Below are 16,718 nucleotides of genomic sequence, written 5' to 3'. Positions count from 1 at the left end.
CGACCCCAAGTAAAACCACTCGACAAGACGGCACGTCTCGCTTAAGCTCGACCCAAGACGAGACGATACGTCTCGCCACTCGTCCGCAACTCTCTCCTGGAGGTACGACATGTCACGAGGCGGATCCGGAATGCTCGGCGTCGGCGGTACGCGCACCAACCTCTCCCGCAAGGCGCTGCGCGGCGGCCGCGGCTCCGAACGGGTCGGCGGCGGCCTCAGCCCGCAGGAGCAGAAGCGCGAACTGCTGCGCAGGCTCCAGGAAGGCCGGGCGGCGAAGAACGCGTCATGAGGGCCGAGCACCCGCCCCGCGGGCGGCCCACGCCCTCGCGAGCACCGGTCGAAATACAACTCAGAGCCCCAAAAGCACCCGGTTCATGAGCAAATACCCACCCAGATCGCAGCAGATAGGGCTCAGACCGCTGCACGAAGGCTCCTCAGACCGCACCATGGGCAGCAACAGCCCCTGCGGTCCGTGAGGAGCCTTCGTTGCATCGAGTCGCCCGGCGCGCCACACCCCGGCGCTACCTGATGTGCGCACCCGCACACTTCAAGGTCACGTACTCCATCAATCCCTGGATGGACCCCACCAAACCCGTCGACGTCCCGCTCGCCGTCGCCCAGTGGGAGATTCTGCGCGACCGCTACCGCTCGCTCGGCCACACCGTCGAGGAGCTGACGCCGCACCCGGACCTGCCGGACATGGTCTTCGCTGCGAACGGCGCGACCGTCGTCGACGGCCGCGTCCTGGGCGCGAGCTTCGTCCACCCCGAGCGGCAGCCCGAGGCGGCCGCGCACCTGGAGTGGTTCCGGGCCAACGGCTTCACCGAGATCCAGGAGCCGACCCACATCAACGAGGGCGAGGGCGACTTCGCCGTCACCTCCGGCTACGTCCTCGCGGGCCGGGGCTTCAGGGCCAGCCCGCTCTCGCACGGCGAGGCCCAGGAGGTCTTCGGCCGCCCGGTGATCGGCCTGGACCTCATCGACCCGCGCTACTACCACCTGGACACGGCGCTCGCGGTCCTCGACGACGCCACGGACGACGTCATGTACTACCCCGGCGCGTTCTCGCCCGGCAGCCAGGCGGTCCTGCGCCGGCTGTTCCCGGACGCGCTGATCGCCACGGAGGAGGACGCCCTCGCCCTCGGCCTGAACGCGGTCTCCGACGGCCTGCACGTGCTGCTCCCGCAGGCCGCCGTCGGCCTCTTCGAGCCGCTGCGCGAGCGGGGCTACGAGCCGATCGGCATGGACCTGGGCGAACTGCTCAAGGGCGGCGGCAGCGTGAAGTGCTGCACGCAGGAGCTGCGCGCCGCGTAGCGCACGGCACCCATGGCACGAGCAAGGTGCGGGCGGTCACGGACCGCCCGCACCTCTCGCGTCTCCAGGCCGGGCGCGCGTCGGCCCCCGTGTGGGCCCGTGCGTCAGCGGAGGTCGCCCGGACAGAGGCGCCGCGGCCGGTCGTCTCCGCGCAGCCGGGCGTCCACGCACCCGCCGGGCAGCCCGTCGCGGGCCGCCGTGCCGAAGTTCGCGGTGACCGTCAGCCTGCCGTCGCCGAAGACCGTCCGCTGGACCTGCCGGTCCTCGCTCAGGAACCGGAAGGACGTGAGGCGTTCGGTCCCGGCGGCCCGGTGCAGCGGCGCGAAGTACTTCTGCAGCGCCGCGATCTGACGCCCGTGCCGGGCGAGCGTCGGCCCGTCGAGGACGTGGTTGAGCGGCCGGTCGTAGAGCATCGCGAGCAGCGCGCGGCGGGTCTTCTCGGCGGGCAGCTTCTCGTACGACAGCTCCCAGCGCTCGGCGCTCACGGTCGCCCCGTGCAGGGCTGTCCCGTACAACGGGACGCGGTAGCGCGGGTCGTACATGGCCTTGGAGAGCGAGGCCGGGAGCCGGACCGGCTTGAAGAAGATGCCGGGGGCGCCCTCCGGGTAGTAGCCGCCCCACTTCTCCCGGTCCTTCTGCAGGGCCCACAGCCCGTCGGCGACGGGGGTGGCGCTGCCGTGGTCGAAGGCGACCGCCTCGTTGGCCCAGGCCTGGGCCGACTCGGAGCCGAGCACCAGGCCGGAGGCGGCGATGCGGCGCATCCGGGCGAGGCGGTGGGCGCGGTCGCCGGACTTCGTCATCGGGTGCGCGGCCGCGTGATCGCGGAACAGCTCACCGGTGGCGTCGACGTCCAGGAAGTAGCTGTCGGCTCCGTTGCGCACCATCGCGCGGGTGCGGTGCGCGAGGAGGTGCCGGGTGGGCTCGGCGCGCTCGAAGGCCGCCGAGCTCAAGTAGCAGCCGCGGCCGCCGAATCCGGTGCGGGGGCTGCCGTCGGCGTCGCGGACGCAGAAGTCCGGGTAGACGGTGCCGGGCCATACCGACGTGGGGCTGTCGGCGGTCTTCGGGTCCTGCCCGTTGGCGAACGTGTCGTACGGGCCGACGAGGTACCCCGCCTTCTTCGCCGCCGCGACGGCCGCCTTCCCCATCGGGTCGGGCCCGGCGTCGTAGCCGAGCCACATGCCGTCCACGCCGAGGGCGCGCAGCCGCCGGATGCCCGCCGGGGTGCGGGCCTCGCCCCACACGTACGCGTGCGAGGCGCCGAGGAGCCGCTTCGTCGCCGGGTTGCGGCGGATCTTCTCCTTCAGGCTGCCGAGGCGGCCGCGTTCGGAGAGGTACGCGCGGTAGTCGGCGGCCGGGGCCACGGGGGTGCCGTCGGTGAGGGCGAAGGTGACGGTGTACGCGCGGGTCCCTTCGCCCTTGTCGAAGGTGTGGGCCGCGGTGGTCCGCAGGTGGCCGTCAGGGCCCTTGCCGAACGTGAGCTCCGTCCCGATATCCGTCGGTATCAGATAGCTGACGCCGTGCCGTCCCGCCGAGTACCCCCACAGGGGCAGGGTCAGGTCCGCGCTCACGTCGGCCGTGGTGCCCGTGAGCTGCTGCTCGCCGGAGGTCCAGAACGGGTCGGCCGTGGGGATGTCCAGGCCCTCCCCGCGCGGGAGTTGGAGACTTCCCCTCGCCCCCGTCACGGGCCAGTCGAGCCGGGTGTCCCGGTCGGCGGTGAGGGTGAGGGCCAGGCGGCCGTGGTCCGTGTACGCGGTGGCCGTCAGCCCCCTCTCCGGGTAGCTCCACCGCGTCCCGCCCTCGCCCGCGCGGCGCACGGGCCCGGGGCGGCCGAGCCGCGTGGCCGCGGGGGCCGTCAGGCGGTGGGTGCGGCCGTCGTCCGTGCGGGCGCTGACCGCGAGGGTCGCGGGGTCGATGAGCGCTGTGCCGCCGCGCACGGCGAGGGTCACTCGGGGGGCGGGGGCCGCTCCGGGGGCGGCCGCGGTGGTGAGGGTGGCGGCCGTCGCGACGGCCAGGGCGAGGGCGAGGGTTCGCTTGGCGGGCATGGGGATTGGATAGTGGGTGGGGTTAAGAGGCTTCTAAGAGGTGGCAGGGTGCGGGGCCCTGCCGGGTGCTCCCCAATCCCGCCCCTTCCCGAAACCGGGGCTCCGCCCCTGGACCCCGGGGGGCAAGCCTCCCCTCCAAGTGGGCCGGGGACGCCCCCGATATCGGCGCTCCGCGCCTCGTCCTCAAACTCCCCCAAGCTCTTAAGGAGCAGGGGGGACCCCCACGACAGGCTGAAACTTCCCCGAGGCGAGCTGAAACGAACTGCGAGCGGGCTGAGAGTGCCCGGCGGGGCGGGCAGAAGACACACCCGCGCGGGACGAAGGTGCCGAGCTGTCGCCCAGCCCGTCCAAGTCCGGGCGGGCGGGAGAAAGCCAGTCCGGCGCTTGAGGACGAGGCGCGGAGCGCCGACAGCGGGGGCAACCCGGGCGGGGCTGAGGTGCCGGGCTGTCGGGCAGGCCCGGGAGAAGGCTGGGCGGGCGGGTGGGAGACAGCCCGTCCGGCGCTTGAGGACGAGCGCGCAGCGCGATCCGGGGGCGACCCCGGCGGGGCTGAGGGTGCCGGGCCGTCGGGCACGCCGGTGCAAGTCCGGGCGGGCGGGTGGGAGACAGCCCGTCCGACGTCTGAGGACGAGGCGCGGAGCGCCGGGAAGCGGGGGGCCGGGAAGCGGGGGGCCGGGAAGCGGGGGGCACCCCCGTCCCAGAACGCGCCCACGCGAGACAAGAGCATGGGTTGCGCCCTGAGACGATAGAGGGCACTACCAACTACCAGGGAGGGGCGCGATGCCGAAGCGCGGGCAGGCGGCGGAGAGACAGACCGAGGGACGGATACCGGGGGCGGCGGGGCCCGCAGGAGCCAAGGACCCCGCCGCCCTCCGCGTGGCCACAGGCGCCCTGGTCACCCTGATCCTCGGCGGCCTCACCGCCATGCCCCCGCTGTCCATGGACATGTACCTCCCGGCCCTGCCTGAGGTCACGGACGCCCTGCACGCCCCCGCCGCCACGATCCAGCTGACCCTCACGGCCTGCCTCACCGGCATGGCCCTCGGCCAACTCGTCGTCGGCCCGATGAGCGACAAGTGGGGCCGCCGCCGCCCCCTCCTCGTGGGCCTCCTCGTCTACATCCTGGCCACCGCGATCTGCGCGCTCGCCCCCACCGCCGAACTCCTCATCGCCTTCCGCCTCCTGCAGGGCCTCGCGGGCGCCGCGGCGATCGTGATCGCGCGGGCGGTGGTCCGCGACCTCTACGACGGAGTGGAGATGGCCAAGTTCTTCTCCACGCTCATGCTGATCTCCGGTGTCGCCCCGATCGTCGCGCCGCTGATCGGCGGCCAGGTCCTGCGCCTGACGGACTGGCGCGGCATCTTCGTCGTCCTGACGGTCATCGGGATCGCGCTGACCGCCCTCGTGTGGCGCTGCCTGCCGGAGACCCTGGCACCGGCGGACCGCCACGACGGCGGCACCGTCGAGGCGCTGCGCACGATGCGCGGACTGCTCGCGGACCGCGTGTTCGCGGGCTACATGGTCGCGGGCGGCTTCGCCTTCGCCGCGCTGTTCGCGTACATCTCGGCGTCGCCGTTCGTGATCCAGGAGATCTACGGCGCGTCGCCGCAGACGTTCAGCCTGCTCTTCGGCGTGAACTCGGTCGGCCTGATCGTCGTCGGCCAGATCAACGGCAAGCTGCTCGTGGGCCGCGTCAGCCTCGACAAGGCCCTCGGCTTCGGGCTCGCGGTCATCACGCTCGCGGCGACCGCGCTGCTCCTGATGACCAGCGGCGTCTTCGGCGACGTCGGGCTCGCCCCGGTCGCCGTCGGCCTGTTCGTGCTGATGTCGGCGATGGGTCTGGCCATGCCCAACACCAACGCCCTCGCCCTGATGCGCACCCGGCACGCCGCCGGTTCCGCGTCCGCGCTGCTCGGTACGTCGTCCTTCCTCATCGGCGCGATCGCCTCGCCCCTGGTCGGCATCGCGGGCGAGCGGACAGCCGTGCCGATGGCCGTCGTCCAGCTGTCGTGCGCGCTGGCGGCCGTCGCCTGCTTCGTGGGACTGTGCCGCCCGTGGCAGCAGAGTCAGAACGCGCGGCTGACGGGGCCGGGCACGGGCACTCCGTCGGAGGCGGCGCCGGGCACCCCCTCACCGGTGGAGGGCGGCACGCCGTCAGTGGCGGGGGAAGGGACCGGAGCCGTGCCCCCGCCCCGGAAGCCGGACCACTGACCGCCTCGCCGGTGCTCCGTCCCGGCTCCCCGGAGAGCGCCGGACTCGACCCGGACGAACTGCGCCGGCTCGTCCACGACGTACGGGCCCTGCCCGAGGGGCCCCACCCGTGGTGCGCCGGTGCCGTCGTCCTCGCCGGGCGCGGCTCGGTGATCGCGGTGGAGGAGGCGACGGGGTGGGCCGTGCGGTACGCCGGATCGGGCGGAAGCACCGCGCCGGGCGGGAGCACCGACACCACCCCCGTCGACCTGCCCCCCGCCGACCGCGTCCCCATGCGCGTCGGCACCCCCTTCGACCTCGCCTCCCTCACCAAGCTCTGCACCACCGTCGCCGCCGTCCAGCAGCTGGAGCGCGGCGCCCTCGCCCTCGACGCGCCGGTCGCCCGGTACGCACCGGAGTGCACGGGGGCCGCCGCGCACGGCGTCACGGTGCGGCAGCTGCTCACGCACACCTCGGGGCTGCGGCCCGAACTCCCGCTGTACGAACTGCCCGACGTGCGGGCGCGGCTGCGGGCGCTGTGGGCCGAGGTGCCGTCCGGCGAGGTGGGCGCGTACGCCTACTCGGACCTGAACATGCTGCTCCTCCAGCAGGTCCTGCAGCGGGTCACGGGCCGCTGCCTCGACCTGCTGATCCGGGACGGGATCACCCGGCCGCTCGGCATGACCGCCACCGGGTTCGGGCCGTGCCCCGGCGCCGCCGCGACCGAGGACCAGCGGCGGCCCTGGGCCAAGGCGGACCGGGGGATGCTGCGGGGCGAGGTGCACGACGAGAACGCGTGGGCGCTCGGGGGCGTCGCCGGGCACGCCGGGCTCTTCGGCACCGCCCGCGACCTGGCCGTGCTGTGCCGGACCCTGCTGAACGGCGGTGCGTACGGCACCGCCCGGATCCTCGGCCCCGACCACGTCCGCCTGATGCTGACCGCACCCGGCCTCGGCTTCGGCGTGGACCAGGCGTGGTTCATGGGGGAGCTGGCGGGCCGGGGCGCGGCCGGACACACCGGCTTCACGGGGACGTCCCTCGTCCTGGACCCCGCCACGGACACGTTCCTCGTGCTCCTCGCCAACACCGTCCACCCCCGGCGGCAGCCCCCGGACAACGGCCCCCGGGTCCGCGCGGCCACGACGCTGGCGCGGGCGGTGGCGGCCGGGCCGTCACCCGGGACCGCCCGGCGGCCCTCCGGCCCCGCGGGCCACTAAACTCACGGGGTGCGCGACCAAGCTTCCCCCGCAGAGACCCTCCGTACCGCCCTCGCGGGCCTCCTGGAGGACCTGCCTCCCAAGGCTGCCGCCCAGGCCGTGGACCGGCTGATCGCGAACTACCGGGGCGCCACCCCCACGGGCGCGCCCGTCCTGCGGGACCGCGCCGACGTCAGCGCCTACGCCGCGTACCGCATGCCCGCGACCTTCGAAGCCGCCCGCTCCGCCCTCGACGCGCTCGCCGCCGCCGTGCCCGCCGACTGGAGCCCCGCCGGGCACACCGACATCGGTGGCGGCACCGGCGCCGCCACCTGGGCCGTCAACGCGACCTGGCCCGGTGAGCGGCCCGTCACCGTCCTCGACTGGGCCGAGCCCGCCCTCGCGCTCGGCCGGGAGATCGCCGCCGCCAACCCGGAGCTGGCCCCCGCCCGGTGGCAGCGCGCCCGCATCGGCGCCGCCCTCGACGTACCGCCCGCCGCCCTCGTCACCGTCTCCTACGTCCTCGGTGAGCTGACCGGCGAGGACCGTGCCGCCGTCGTCGACGCCGCCGCCGCTGCCGCAACGGACGCCGTCGTCGTCGTGGAACCCGGCACACCCGACGGGTACGCCCGTGTCCTCGCCGCCCGCGAGCGGCTGCTCGGCGCCGGGTTCCGGGTCGCCGCGCCCTGCCCCCACAGCGACGCCTGCCCCATCGTGCCCGGTGAGGACTGGTGCCACTTCTCCGTCCGCGTCGCCCGCTCCTCCCTGCACCGGCAGGTCAAGGGCGGCTCCCTCGCGTACGAGGACGAGAAGTTCTCCTACGTCGCCGCCGTCCGCCCCGCCGCCGTCGCGGCCGACCCCTCGCCCGGCCGTGTCGTCCGCAAGCCGCAGATCCGCAAGGGGCTGGTCCTGCTCGACCTGTGCGACGCGGGGGGTGCGCTGCGCCGGGAGACGGTGACGAAGCGGCACGGGGCGCTGTACCGCGAGGCCCGGGACGCGGCCTGGGGCGACGCGTGGCCGCCGGCCGGGGCCTAGCCCGGCCGGAGACCTCCCCGGTCCGGTGGATCAGGCGGGCTTCAGCCCCGGCGAGCCCGCCTCCACCACGAACGAGGCCGCCGTGGTGATCGGCGCCCCCGGAGTGGTGACCGCCGACACGGTCTTGAAGTCGGCCCGGGCCTGCCGCCGGTCGAGAGCGACGGTCACATAGCCGCGGCGCCCGTTGTAGAACTTCAGGTGCGGGTTGGCCTTCAGGTACGTCTCCCAGTTGGCGGGCCGCTCGGCACCGTCCTTGCCGCTGGCGATGGAGGTGGCGACGATCTCGGTCCCGACGACGTCGGACGAGGGGTCGTCGAAGTCCTCCTTGATGTCGAAGGCGTACCCGACGTGCACGTCCCCGGTGAGCACCATGAGGTTGTCGACACCGGCGGACTCGGCCCCGGCGAGCACCCGCTCGCGCGAGGCGGCGTAGCCGTCCCAGGCGTCCATGCTGACCTTGGCGGCGGGGTTCAGGTCGAGCTTGCGCTGGGAGAAGACGACCTGCTGCGGGACGACGTTCCAGACGGCGCGCGAGCGGCGCCACCCGTCGACGAGCCACCGCTCCTGGCTGGCGCCGGTGATGGTGCGCTTGGGGTCGAGGGACTCGGGCCCGGGCACGTGCGCCTTGTCGCCGTAGGCCTGGTCGGAGCGGTACTGGCGGGTGTCGAGGATGTCGAACTGGGCGAGGCGGCCCCAGCCGAGGCGGCGGTAGAGCCGCATGTCGGAGCCGGTGGGCCGCTGCGGGCGGCGCAGCGGCTGGTTCTCCCAGTACGCGCGGTACGCGGAGGCGCGGCGCAGCAGGAACTCCTCGGGCGGGTTGCCGTTCTCGTCGATGTCGTCGGCGTAGTTGTTCTCGACCTCGTGGTCGTCCCAGGTGACGACGAAGGGGTGGGCGGCGTGCGCGGCGCGCAGGTCGGGGTCGGACTTGTAGAGCGCGTACCGGCGGCGGTAGTCGTCGAGGGTCTGCGTCTCGCGGTTGAAGACGTCGGGCAGCACGCGGTCGGTGTACTTGCGGGCGCCGCCGACGGAGTTCACGGCGTACTCGTAGAGGTAGTCGCCGAGGTGGAAGACGACGTCGACATCGTCCTCCGCGAGGTGTCTGTACGCGGTGAAGTAGCCGTCGCGGTAGGCCTGGCAGGAGACGGCGGCGAGGGTGAGTCCGGCCCGGCTGGAGGCGGGCGGTGCGGTGCGGGTGCGGCCGGTCTCGCTGAGCCACTTCCCGGCACGGAAGCGGAAGTAGTACGTCCGGTCGGCGTCGAGGTGGTCGGCCTGGACGTGGACGGAGTGGTTGAACTCCGGGTGCGCGGGGGCCGTGCCGCGTCTGACGACGCGCCGGAAGCGCGGGTCACGGGCCAGCTCCCACTGGACGGTCATGCGCCGGGCGGGCAGGCCGCCGTTCTGCTCGAAGGGCTCGGGGGCGAGCCGGGTCCACAGGAGCACGGAGTTCGGCTGCGGGTCGCCGGAGGCCACGCCGAGGGTGAAGGGGTCGGCGGGGACGCGGGCGGCGTCCATCTCGGCGGCGCCCGCGACACCGGCGGTGGGCAGGTTGGTGGCGAAGGCCAGGGCGGCGGCCGCGCCGGTGCCGGTGAGGAACCGACGGCGTCCCAAGTGGCGTGCGGCGGCGCGGAGTTCGGGTGCGTGCTGTCCTACGGGTGTCATGTGCCCCTCCCCTGGAGATGGTTGCAAGATGCATTGGAGTGGTCGGGGACGACACCCGTCTGTCACGTACACAACAGCCATATGGCGGGCAGATGAGGTCCGAGTGGCGGACCCTCCCGTACGCTGCGGGGCCATGAACGCTGAGCCAACGACACCGTCGAAGAACGCCGTGGTCACCGGGGCGGGCTCCGGCATCGGCCGCGCCGTCGCCCTCGAACTCCTCGGCGCGGGCTGGTCGGTGGCGCTCGCGGGCCGCCGCGAGGAGACCCTGCGCGAGACCGCGGACCTGGCCGCCGTCCCCGCCGCCCGCACCCTGTGCCTGCGCACGGACGTCACGTCCCCCGACGACGTGGCGGCCCTCTTCGCCGCCACGGCCGACCGCTTCGGCCGCCTCGACCTGCTCTTCAACAACGCCGGTACGTTCGGCCCCCGCGGTACGCCCGTCGAGGACCTCGACTACGCCGAGTGGCGCCAGGTCGTCGACACCAACCTCAACGGCGCGTTCCTGTGCGCCCAGGCGGCGTTCCGGCAGTTGCGGGAGCAGCGGCCGCAGGGTGGCCGCATCATCAACAACGGCTCGATCTCCGCGCACGTCCCGCGCCCGCACTCCGTCGCGTACACCACCACGAAGCACGCGCTGACCGGCCTGACCAAGTCCCTGTCCCTGGACGGGCGCCCGTACTGCATCGCCGTCGGACAGATCGACATCGGCAACGCCGCCACCGACATGACCGACCGCATGCGCTCGGGGATCCTCCAGGCCAACGGGCAGCTCGCGGTGGAACCGGTGATGGACGCGGCGGACGTGGCCCGCACCGTGCGGCACATGGCGGAGCTGCCGCTGGAGGCGAACGTGCAGTTCGCGACGGTGCTGGCCACGACGATGCCGTACGTCGGCCGCGGCTGACGACGCGTTCCCCGGACGTGCGGCGCGGGCCGTGCGTAGGCCGGGCCGGGCCGATTGCAGTACGGCGACGAGGGCTGAGTTCCAGTCATATGCCCGGAGCGGCCTCCGATGTCGTAGAACGACGGACTAAGCTCACTGCTCTCCACGGGAACTTCACATACGGAGCACACGTTGCGCATACGTTCGATGGCCACCGCCGTCCTCGCCGCCACCGCCGTCACGGCCCCGCTGCTCGTCGCCGCGCCCGCGACCGCCGCGCCCCACCAGGGCGGCCTGCACCTCGGCTACATCCAGTACGACAGCCCGGGCCGTGACACCGGCTCCAACAGCTCCCTCAACGCGGAGTGGGTGAACATCCACAACAACACCCGCAGCACCATCCAGCTCAAGGGCTACAAGCTGAAGGACAACACCGGCTTCACGTACACCTTCGGCAGCTACAAGATCGGCGCGGGCAAGACCGTGAAGGTCCGCACCGGCAAGGGCACCAACGCCTCGGGCGTGCGCTACTGGGGCCGGGGCTCGTACGTGTGGAACAACACCAGCGACAAGGCCCGGCTGCTCAAGCCGAGCGGCGCGCAGCTCGACTCCTGCTCCTGGACGACCCGGGACCGCGGGACCAAGAACTGCCACTGAGAAACACGAGGTGACAGCCGCCGCGCGACCGGGAATGGACCCGGCCGCGCGGCGGTTGTCGTCCGGCATGAGCAACAGTGAACCCACCCCGGACCGCCCTGACGTGCTGCGTTACACCGCCTTCGCCACCGATCCCGCGGGCGGCAACCCCGCCGGTGTCGTCCTCGACGCACGCGGCATGGACGACGCGGCCATGCTCGCCGTCGCCGCCGAACTCGGCTACAGCGAGACGGCGTTCCTCACCCCCGGCCCGGCCGTGCCCGACGACGGGACCCGCTCCTTCACCGTGCGCTACTTCAGCCCGCAGGCCGAGGTCCCCTTCTGCGGGCACGCCACCGTCGCGACGTCGGTCGCCCTCGCGGAGCGCGACGGTCCGGGTGACCTGGTGTTCGCCACCCGCGTCGGAGCCGTGCCGGTGCGCGTCACCGAGTCCGACGGCGCGCTGCGGGCGACCCTGACCAGCGTGGAGCCGCACATAGAGGAGGCCGCGGCGGCCGACGTCGAGGAGGCGCTCGCCGCGCTCGGCTGGCGCGCCGACGAACTCGACCCCGGCCTGCCGCCCCGCATCGCCTTCGCGGGCGCCCGCCACCTGGTCCTCGCCGCCGCGACGCGCGCCCGCCTCGCCGACCTCGACTACGACTTCGACCGGCTGAAGGCCCTGATGGTCCGGCTCGACCTGACGACCGTCCAGCTGGTGTGGCGCCAGAGCGCGACGGTCTTCCACGCCCGCGACCCGTTCCCGGTCGGCGGCGTCGTCGAGGACCCGGCGACGGGCGCGGCGGCGGCCGCCTTCGGCGCGTACGCCCGCGAACTGGGCCTGGTCCCCGCCACCGCCGAACTGACCCTCCACCAGGGCGCGGACATGGGGCGCCCCGGGCTGCTCACGGTGACGCTGCGGGACGGGGACGCGCGGGTGCGGGTGTCGGGGACGGCGGTGCGCATCCCGGAGTGAGGGACGCAGAGGGCCCCGGGGCGCACCGCGCGCGCCCCGGAGCGGCGGTCCTCCGGCGGACCGGCGTCAGGCCTGGCCCGTCTCGAACCGGGACACCTTCCCACCCTCCACCGTGAACTGCCACTTCGTGCGCATCTCGCCCCAAGTGTCGTTGCGGTAGCTGACCACGAGCGCGCGCCCGCCGTCCGCCTCCGACTCGACGTCCATGTGGCCGTTGGAGGAGAAGATCTCCCGGTCGGTCCACTCGGCGATGTCCCGGTCGGAGCCGTCGTCGGACATGGTCGCGCCGGGCGTGAGCAGGGCCTGGAAGGCGGCCTGGTCGTGGGAGTTCACCGCGGTGACGAAGGCCCGGACCGTGGGGTCGCTGAGGCGGTTTGTCTGAATGCTCATGCGCCCACGCTCGCACCGGGCCCGCCGCCCCGCCACCCGGGAACCCCCGCCCCTGTGACCGTGGCAGGCTGCACCCCATGTCCGACCCGACGCCCGCGCCGCCCCTGACCGCACCCGACCTGTGGGAGACCGTCGACGATCTGCACGGCTGGCTGGAGTCCCACACCAGGCACCCCGCCCGCGAGACCCTGCTCCTTCGGATGCTGAAGCTGTCGGAGGAGGTCGGCGAGGTGGCGCAGGCCGTCGTCGGCGCCACCGGGCAGAACCCGCGCAAGGGCACCACGCACACCTGGGACGACGTGGAGTCGGAGCTGTGCGACGTGGTCATCACGGCCCTCGTGGCCCTGCGCACCCTCACCCCGGACCCGGAGCGCGCGCTCGCCGCCCGGCTGCGGACGGTCGCGGCCCGCTCCACGCCGTCGGCGGCCACGTCGGCGGTGGCCACGTCGGCGGCGGCCACGTCGTCACCCCACTCGCCCCACTCACCCCACTCACCGGAGCCCGCTCCCGCCGCTGCCGTACGCCCCGAGCCCGAAATCCAGGAGCGCCCCGGCACCTGACGGGTTAGCGTCACCCGCCATGAACTCAAGGACCAGCGCGAACACGGGCACCACCACAGCCGGCCCCACCGGCACCGCCCCGGACACCGACACCACCGGCTCCCACGTCACCGACCCCGACGCCGCCCCGCCCCGCCTCACCCGCCTCGCCTTCCACGGCCCCCTGTCCCAGGCGCGCGCCGACCGCGTCGTCCGGCGGGCCGCCGAGCCGCTGGTGCGTGCCGGTGGCGGCAGCGTCCTCGACCTCGGCTGCGGCTGGGGCGAGATGCTGCTGCGTGTCCTGCAGGCGGCCCCCGGGGCCACGGGCGTCGGCGTCGACCTCAACGACGAGGACCTGGCGCGGGGCCGCGCCTCCGCACGGGCGCGCGGGCTCGGCGCACGGGTCGAGTTCGCCGCGGAGTCGGCCACGGACACCGCGCGCGGCCCCGCCGACGTCGTCCTGTGCCTCGGCTCGGCGCATGCCCTGTGTCCGGCCGACACCCCGCCCCCGTACACCGCCGACGCCCTGCGCGCCCTGCGCGGCCTGGTCGCGCCGGGCGGACGAGTCGTGCTCGGCGAGAGCTTCTGGCAGCGCACGCCCACGGCCGCGGACCTCGCCGCGCTGTGGCCGGACGCCCGCGCCGACGAGCATCTCGACCTGGGCGGCCTGGCCGAAGCGGCGGTCGCCGCCGGGTTCCGCCCGCTGTGGGTGGAGACGGCGGGCGAGGAGGAGTGGGAGGAGTTCGAGTCCGCGTATCTCGCCGACACCGAGGAGTGGCTGGCCGCGCACCCCGGCCACCCGCGGGCCGCGGAGCTGCGCGAGCGCGCCGACCGGCACCGCGCCACCTTCCTGCGCGGATATCGCCGGCTGCTGGGTTTCGCGTACCTCACCCTGGTCCCGGTGGCCGCGCACTGAGCGGCGCACCCGGCGCGGGGTTCAGTGCCCGAACCACGCCTCGGCCAGCGCGTCGAGCGTCGGTTCGGGCGGCGCGGGCAGTTCGCGCAGGTACCAGGGCAGATTGCTGTACACGTGCAGCAGGGTGTACGCGAGGAGCAGGCGCGGCTCGAAGGTGCGGCCGTACGCGGCCATGAACCGGGCGAGCAGCCGGGGTTCCGCGCGCGTGACGAAGAGGCCGACGCCCACGAAGTCGTAGGCGGGGTCGCCGATCATCGCGGGTTCGAAGTCGAACAGGCCGGTGAGGCGGTGGCCGTCGTCCGGGTCCACAAGGAGGTGCTGGCGCATGAACTCCGTGTGCAGCAGCGCCGTCCGGGGCGCGGCGGGCAGCGGGACGGCGTCCAGGAAGGCGGGGATCTGCTCGGCCCAGCTCTCCGGGAGCCCGCACCCGCGCTGCCGGTCGGGGGCGCCCGCGCGCTGCCGGGCGGTGAACTCCCGCCAGTCGCCCGGCCCGAGGACATCGGCGAGCGGCGCGTGCCCGAGCGCGTGCAGCGCGGCGAGCGCCTCGCCCGCCCGCGCCACGACGCGCTCCCGGTCGGCCGCCGGGATCCGGGGCCAGGCGAGGTGCAGGCCCTCGCCGGGGAGGCGGGACATCAGGACGTAGCTCCACCCGTTGACGTACGCCCCGAAGTCGTACAACTCCGGGGTGGGGACGGGGAGTTGCCCTTGCACGTGGCCGAGTACCCGGGCCTCGGTGGCGCCGTCGTCCGCCGCGGCGCCGGGGAAGAGCTTGAGGACGTGGCGCTCCCCCACCGCGTACACGGGCTGCGAGCCCTCGCCGTAGCGCGCGAGGGGCGCGCCCGCGAGGCCGAGCCGGGCGCTCAGGTCCTCGACGGCGGGCCGCATGACGGCTTCGTCGGGGACGACGGCGTCCCACTCCTCGTCGGTGTCCACGGGGGGCAGCATGATCGGGACGGTAGGCGGCCGGGGGTGGGGCGGCAACGCGATTTCGTCCGGGGCGGAGCCGGTTCCCGGCGCGGAGCCGGTTCCCGGTGCGGGGCGCGGCCTCCGGTGCGGAGCCGGTTCCCGGTGCGGGGCGCGGCCTCCAGGCCGCCACGCGGAAAGGTGTCGCGGTCCGCCGTCCGGACCGCGACACCCTCGACACCGTACGTAAGCGCCCGGGACCCGGGCCGGGACTTGATCAGAACTTGAACGGGCCCGGTGACTGCGCCGATGTGGCGGTGCAGTTCACCGTGATGCCGAAGACGACGATCTTCAGGGAGGCGGCCTCCAGGCTGTCGCCCGCGGCGACGGTGCCGGCGAGGGGGCCGGTGGAGACGGGGCTGCCCGCGGGTATCGCCGGGTTGGAGTTGCCGCTGAACGTCGTGGTGCCGGAGCCGTTCTTGGTGAGCGTGAGCGTGGAGTTGACCGCACCGGCGCCGACGTCGATCGGCGCGGTGATCGCCGACGTCGACACCTCGATGGTGGCCGCGGTGCCGTTCTGCGTCGCCTTGAGCGTCGCCGAACCCGAGCCGAACGAACCGCACTCGAAGCCGATGGTCGCCTCCTGCGGCTCCACCGCGCCCGCGGTCGGGGCGAGGACCAGGGCGCTCACGGCGAGCGCGCCGGCGCCGACGGCCGAACCGAGGACGAATCTGCCATGCCTCATGGGGGCCTGCCTTCAATGGGGGGAGTGTGGGGTGCCTGCCTCGCCGACGGCCACCGGTGCCCGGCTGCCCGCCGCCCGCTTGCCCGAGGGGCGACGCGCCCGCCAGTACTGACGGTCAGTCAGCGATTTGGGTTGGGGTCATTGAGGCACAGGACCCTTGAGAGAACAAGACACATCCTCATGATTTTTGACATGTCACGGCCAATTCTGGCCATGCCCGCGACGCCGCCGGGGTGAACCCCGCCACATCCCCTGACATGAACGAGCCACGTCCCGGATGAAACGCATCAGTGAACGGCTACCATCGCGAACGTCAGACCATATGACCGCGCCGCCGCACCACTCGTGCGCCGGCCCCGGGACCGACCCGCGCGCCCCGGCCCGACCCGCCCTGGAGGCCCGCCTTGTCCGAACCGCGCCTGGGTGTGGCCATCGTGACCATGGGCAACCGCCCGAAGGACGTCGACGCCCTGCTCGCGGCCGTGGCCAAGCAGGACGTCGCGCCGACCCGCCTGGTCATCGTCGGCAACGGCACCCCGCTGCCGGACTTCCCCGCCTACCCCGGCGAGGTCACGACGATCGAGCTCGACGAGAACCTGGGCTGCCCCGGCGGCCGCAACGTCGCCCTGCGCCGCCTGCGCGAGTTCGGCGACGTGGACGTGGCGATCGAGCTGGACGACGACGGCCTGCTCGTCGACCCGGACGTCTTCCGCACGGTCCAGCGCCTGTTCGCCGAGGACCCGCGGCTCGGCATCGTCGGCTTCCGCATCGCCGACGAGCACGGCGAGACGCAGCGCCGCCACGTACCGCGGCTGCGCGCCAAGGACCCGATGCGCGGCGGCCTCGTCACGTCCTTCCTCGGCGGCGCGCACGCCTTCTCGATGGAGATGCTGGCGGAGACCGGCGACTGGCCCGCGGACTTCTTCTTCACACACGAGGAGACGGACCTGGCCTGGCGCGCGCTCGACGCGGACTGGAAGGTCCTGTACGAACCCTCGCTGCTGCTCCAGCACCCGAAGACGTCCCCCGCCCGGCACGCCGTCTACCACCGCATGACGGCCCGCAACCGCGTCTGGCTCGCCCGCCGCCGCCTGCCCCTCCCCCTCATCCCCCTCTACCTGACCGTCTGGACGCTCCTGACCGTGGCCCGCACCCGCTCCCTCGGCGGCCTGAAGGCCTGGGCGGGCGGCTTCGTCGAGGGCTGCCGCACGTCCGGGGGCGAACGGAAGCCGATGCGGTGGGCGACGGTGTGGCGGATGACGCGGCTGGGGCGCCCGCCGCTGATCTGAGGCGG

15 protein-coding genes and 1 pseudogene are annotated in these 16,718 nt (G+C 73.9%); 11 read left to right on the top strand and 5 right to left on the bottom strand.

The genetic code is table 11. From position 1 onward, the window contains the following. Positions 1-109: 109 nt before the first annotated feature. Together QUY26_RS28650 and ddaH are read left to right on the top strand one after the other, a co-directional pair. Positions 110-289, top strand: coding sequence for a DUF6243 family protein (locus QUY26_RS28650; RefSeq protein WP_289951591.1), 180 nt, complete (start codon positions 110-112; stop codon positions 287-289). Positions 290-486: 197 nt separating this feature from the next. Next, positions 487-1,314 (top strand): dimethylargininase, encoded by an 828-nt coding sequence (gene ddaH, locus QUY26_RS28645; protein WP_354670714.1) that lies wholly within the window; start codon positions 487-489, stop codon positions 1,312-1,314. A gap of 104 nt (positions 1,315-1,418) precedes the next feature. Here the strand turns inward: ddaH and QUY26_RS28640 are convergent, their stop codons facing one another. Beyond that, positions 1,419-3,356 carry a glycoside hydrolase gene (locus QUY26_RS28640; protein WP_289951589.1) on the bottom strand — a complete coding sequence of 646 codons (1,938 nt, stop codon included), beginning with the start codon at positions 3,354-3,356 and terminating at the stop codon, positions 1,419-1,421. Positions 3,357-4,136: 780 nt separating this feature from the next. On the opposite strand from QUY26_RS28640, the gene QUY26_RS28635 reads away from it, so the two are divergent. From QUY26_RS28635 to QUY26_RS28625, 3 genes are read left to right on the top strand one after another with little or no spacing between them, the layout of a single operon-like run. Continuing rightward, positions 4,137-5,567 carry a multidrug effflux MFS transporter gene (locus QUY26_RS28635; RefSeq protein ID WP_289951587.1) on the top strand — a complete coding sequence of 477 codons (1,431 nt, stop codon included), beginning with the start codon at positions 4,137-4,139 and terminating at the stop codon, positions 5,565-5,567. A gap of 11 nt (positions 5,568-5,578) precedes the next feature. Beyond that, the gene (locus QUY26_RS28630) at positions 5,579-6,763 is read left to right on the top strand and encodes a serine hydrolase domain-containing protein (RefSeq protein ID WP_289951585.1); all 1,185 of its coding nucleotides are present in this window, start codon (positions 5,579-5,581) and stop codon (positions 6,761-6,763) included. A 9-nt stretch (positions 6,764-6,772) separates the two neighbouring features. After that, the gene (locus QUY26_RS28625) at positions 6,773-7,777 is read left to right on the top strand and encodes a small ribosomal subunit Rsm22 family protein (protein WP_289951583.1); all 1,005 of its coding nucleotides are present in this window, start codon (positions 6,773-6,775) and stop codon (positions 7,775-7,777) included. 30 nt (positions 7,778-7,807) lie between these two features. On the opposite strand, the gene QUY26_RS28620 is transcribed toward QUY26_RS28625, so the two are convergent. Further along, a complete protein-coding gene (locus QUY26_RS28620; protein WP_289951581.1) occupies positions 7,808-9,436 on the bottom strand; it encodes an alkaline phosphatase D family protein in 1,629 nt (542 codons plus the stop codon). A gap of 133 nt (positions 9,437-9,569) precedes the next feature. On the opposite strand from QUY26_RS28620, the gene QUY26_RS28615 reads away from it, so the two are divergent. From QUY26_RS28615 to QUY26_RS28605, 3 genes are all read left to right on the top strand, one after another. Further along, positions 9,570-10,343, top strand: a complete 774-nt coding sequence (locus tag QUY26_RS28615) for an SDR family oxidoreductase (protein ID WP_289951580.1) — start codon at positions 9,570-9,572, stop codon at positions 10,341-10,343. A gap of 171 nt (positions 10,344-10,514) precedes the next feature. Next, positions 10,515-10,979: a lamin tail domain-containing protein gene (locus tag QUY26_RS28610; protein WP_289951579.1), complete on the top strand. Its 465-nt coding sequence runs from the start codon at positions 10,515-10,517 to the stop codon at positions 10,977-10,979. 67 nt (positions 10,980-11,046) lie between these two features. Then, positions 11,047-11,931 carry a PhzF family phenazine biosynthesis protein gene (locus QUY26_RS28605; RefSeq protein ID WP_289951578.1) on the top strand — a complete coding sequence of 295 codons (885 nt, stop codon included), beginning with the start codon at positions 11,047-11,049 and terminating at the stop codon, positions 11,929-11,931. Positions 11,932-11,997: 66 nt separating this feature from the next. On the opposite strand, the gene QUY26_RS28600 is transcribed toward QUY26_RS28605, so the two are convergent. Next, complete coding sequence (locus QUY26_RS28600; protein WP_289951577.1) at positions 11,998-12,321, bottom strand: nuclear transport factor 2 family protein; 324 nt, start codon at positions 12,319-12,321, stop codon at positions 11,998-12,000. 77 nt (positions 12,322-12,398) lie between these two features. Here QUY26_RS28600 and QUY26_RS28595 point away from each other — a divergent pair. Beyond that, a pseudogene (locus QUY26_RS28595) lies at positions 12,399-12,734 on the top strand (MazG-like family protein); the annotation flags it as partial. Positions 12,735-12,900: 166 nt separating this feature from the next. After that, positions 12,901-13,776, top strand: a complete 876-nt coding sequence (locus QUY26_RS28590) for an SAM-dependent methyltransferase (RefSeq protein ID WP_289951576.1) — start codon at positions 12,901-12,903, stop codon at positions 13,774-13,776. Positions 13,777-13,797: 21 nt separating this feature from the next. On the opposite strand, the gene QUY26_RS28585 is transcribed toward QUY26_RS28590, so the two are convergent. Together QUY26_RS28585 and QUY26_RS28580 are read right to left on the bottom strand one after the other, a co-directional pair. Beyond that, on the bottom strand, positions 13,798-14,721 hold the full coding sequence (locus QUY26_RS28585) for a phosphotransferase family protein (protein WP_289951571.1): 924 nt from the start codon (positions 14,719-14,721) through the stop codon (positions 13,798-13,800). 235 nt (positions 14,722-14,956) lie between these two features. Further along, complete coding sequence (locus tag QUY26_RS28580) at positions 14,957-15,424, bottom strand: hypothetical protein (RefSeq protein WP_289951570.1); 468 nt, start codon at positions 15,422-15,424, stop codon at positions 14,957-14,959. 404 nt (positions 15,425-15,828) lie between these two features. Here QUY26_RS28580 and QUY26_RS28575 point away from each other — a divergent pair, with 404 nt between their 5' ends. After that, positions 15,829-16,713 (top strand): glycosyltransferase family 2 protein, encoded by an 885-nt coding sequence (locus tag QUY26_RS28575; RefSeq protein ID WP_289951569.1) that lies wholly within the window; start codon positions 15,829-15,831, stop codon positions 16,711-16,713. Positions 16,714-16,718: the final 5 nt, after the last annotated feature.

The organism is Streptomyces flavofungini (genome assembly GCF_030388665.1).
GTDB classification, from domain to species: Bacteria; Actinomycetota; Actinomycetes; order Streptomycetales; family Streptomycetaceae; genus Streptomyces; species Streptomyces flavofungini_A.
Note: the sequence above shows the minus strand (reverse complement) of the source record. Positions and strands in the feature narration are given on the sequence as shown.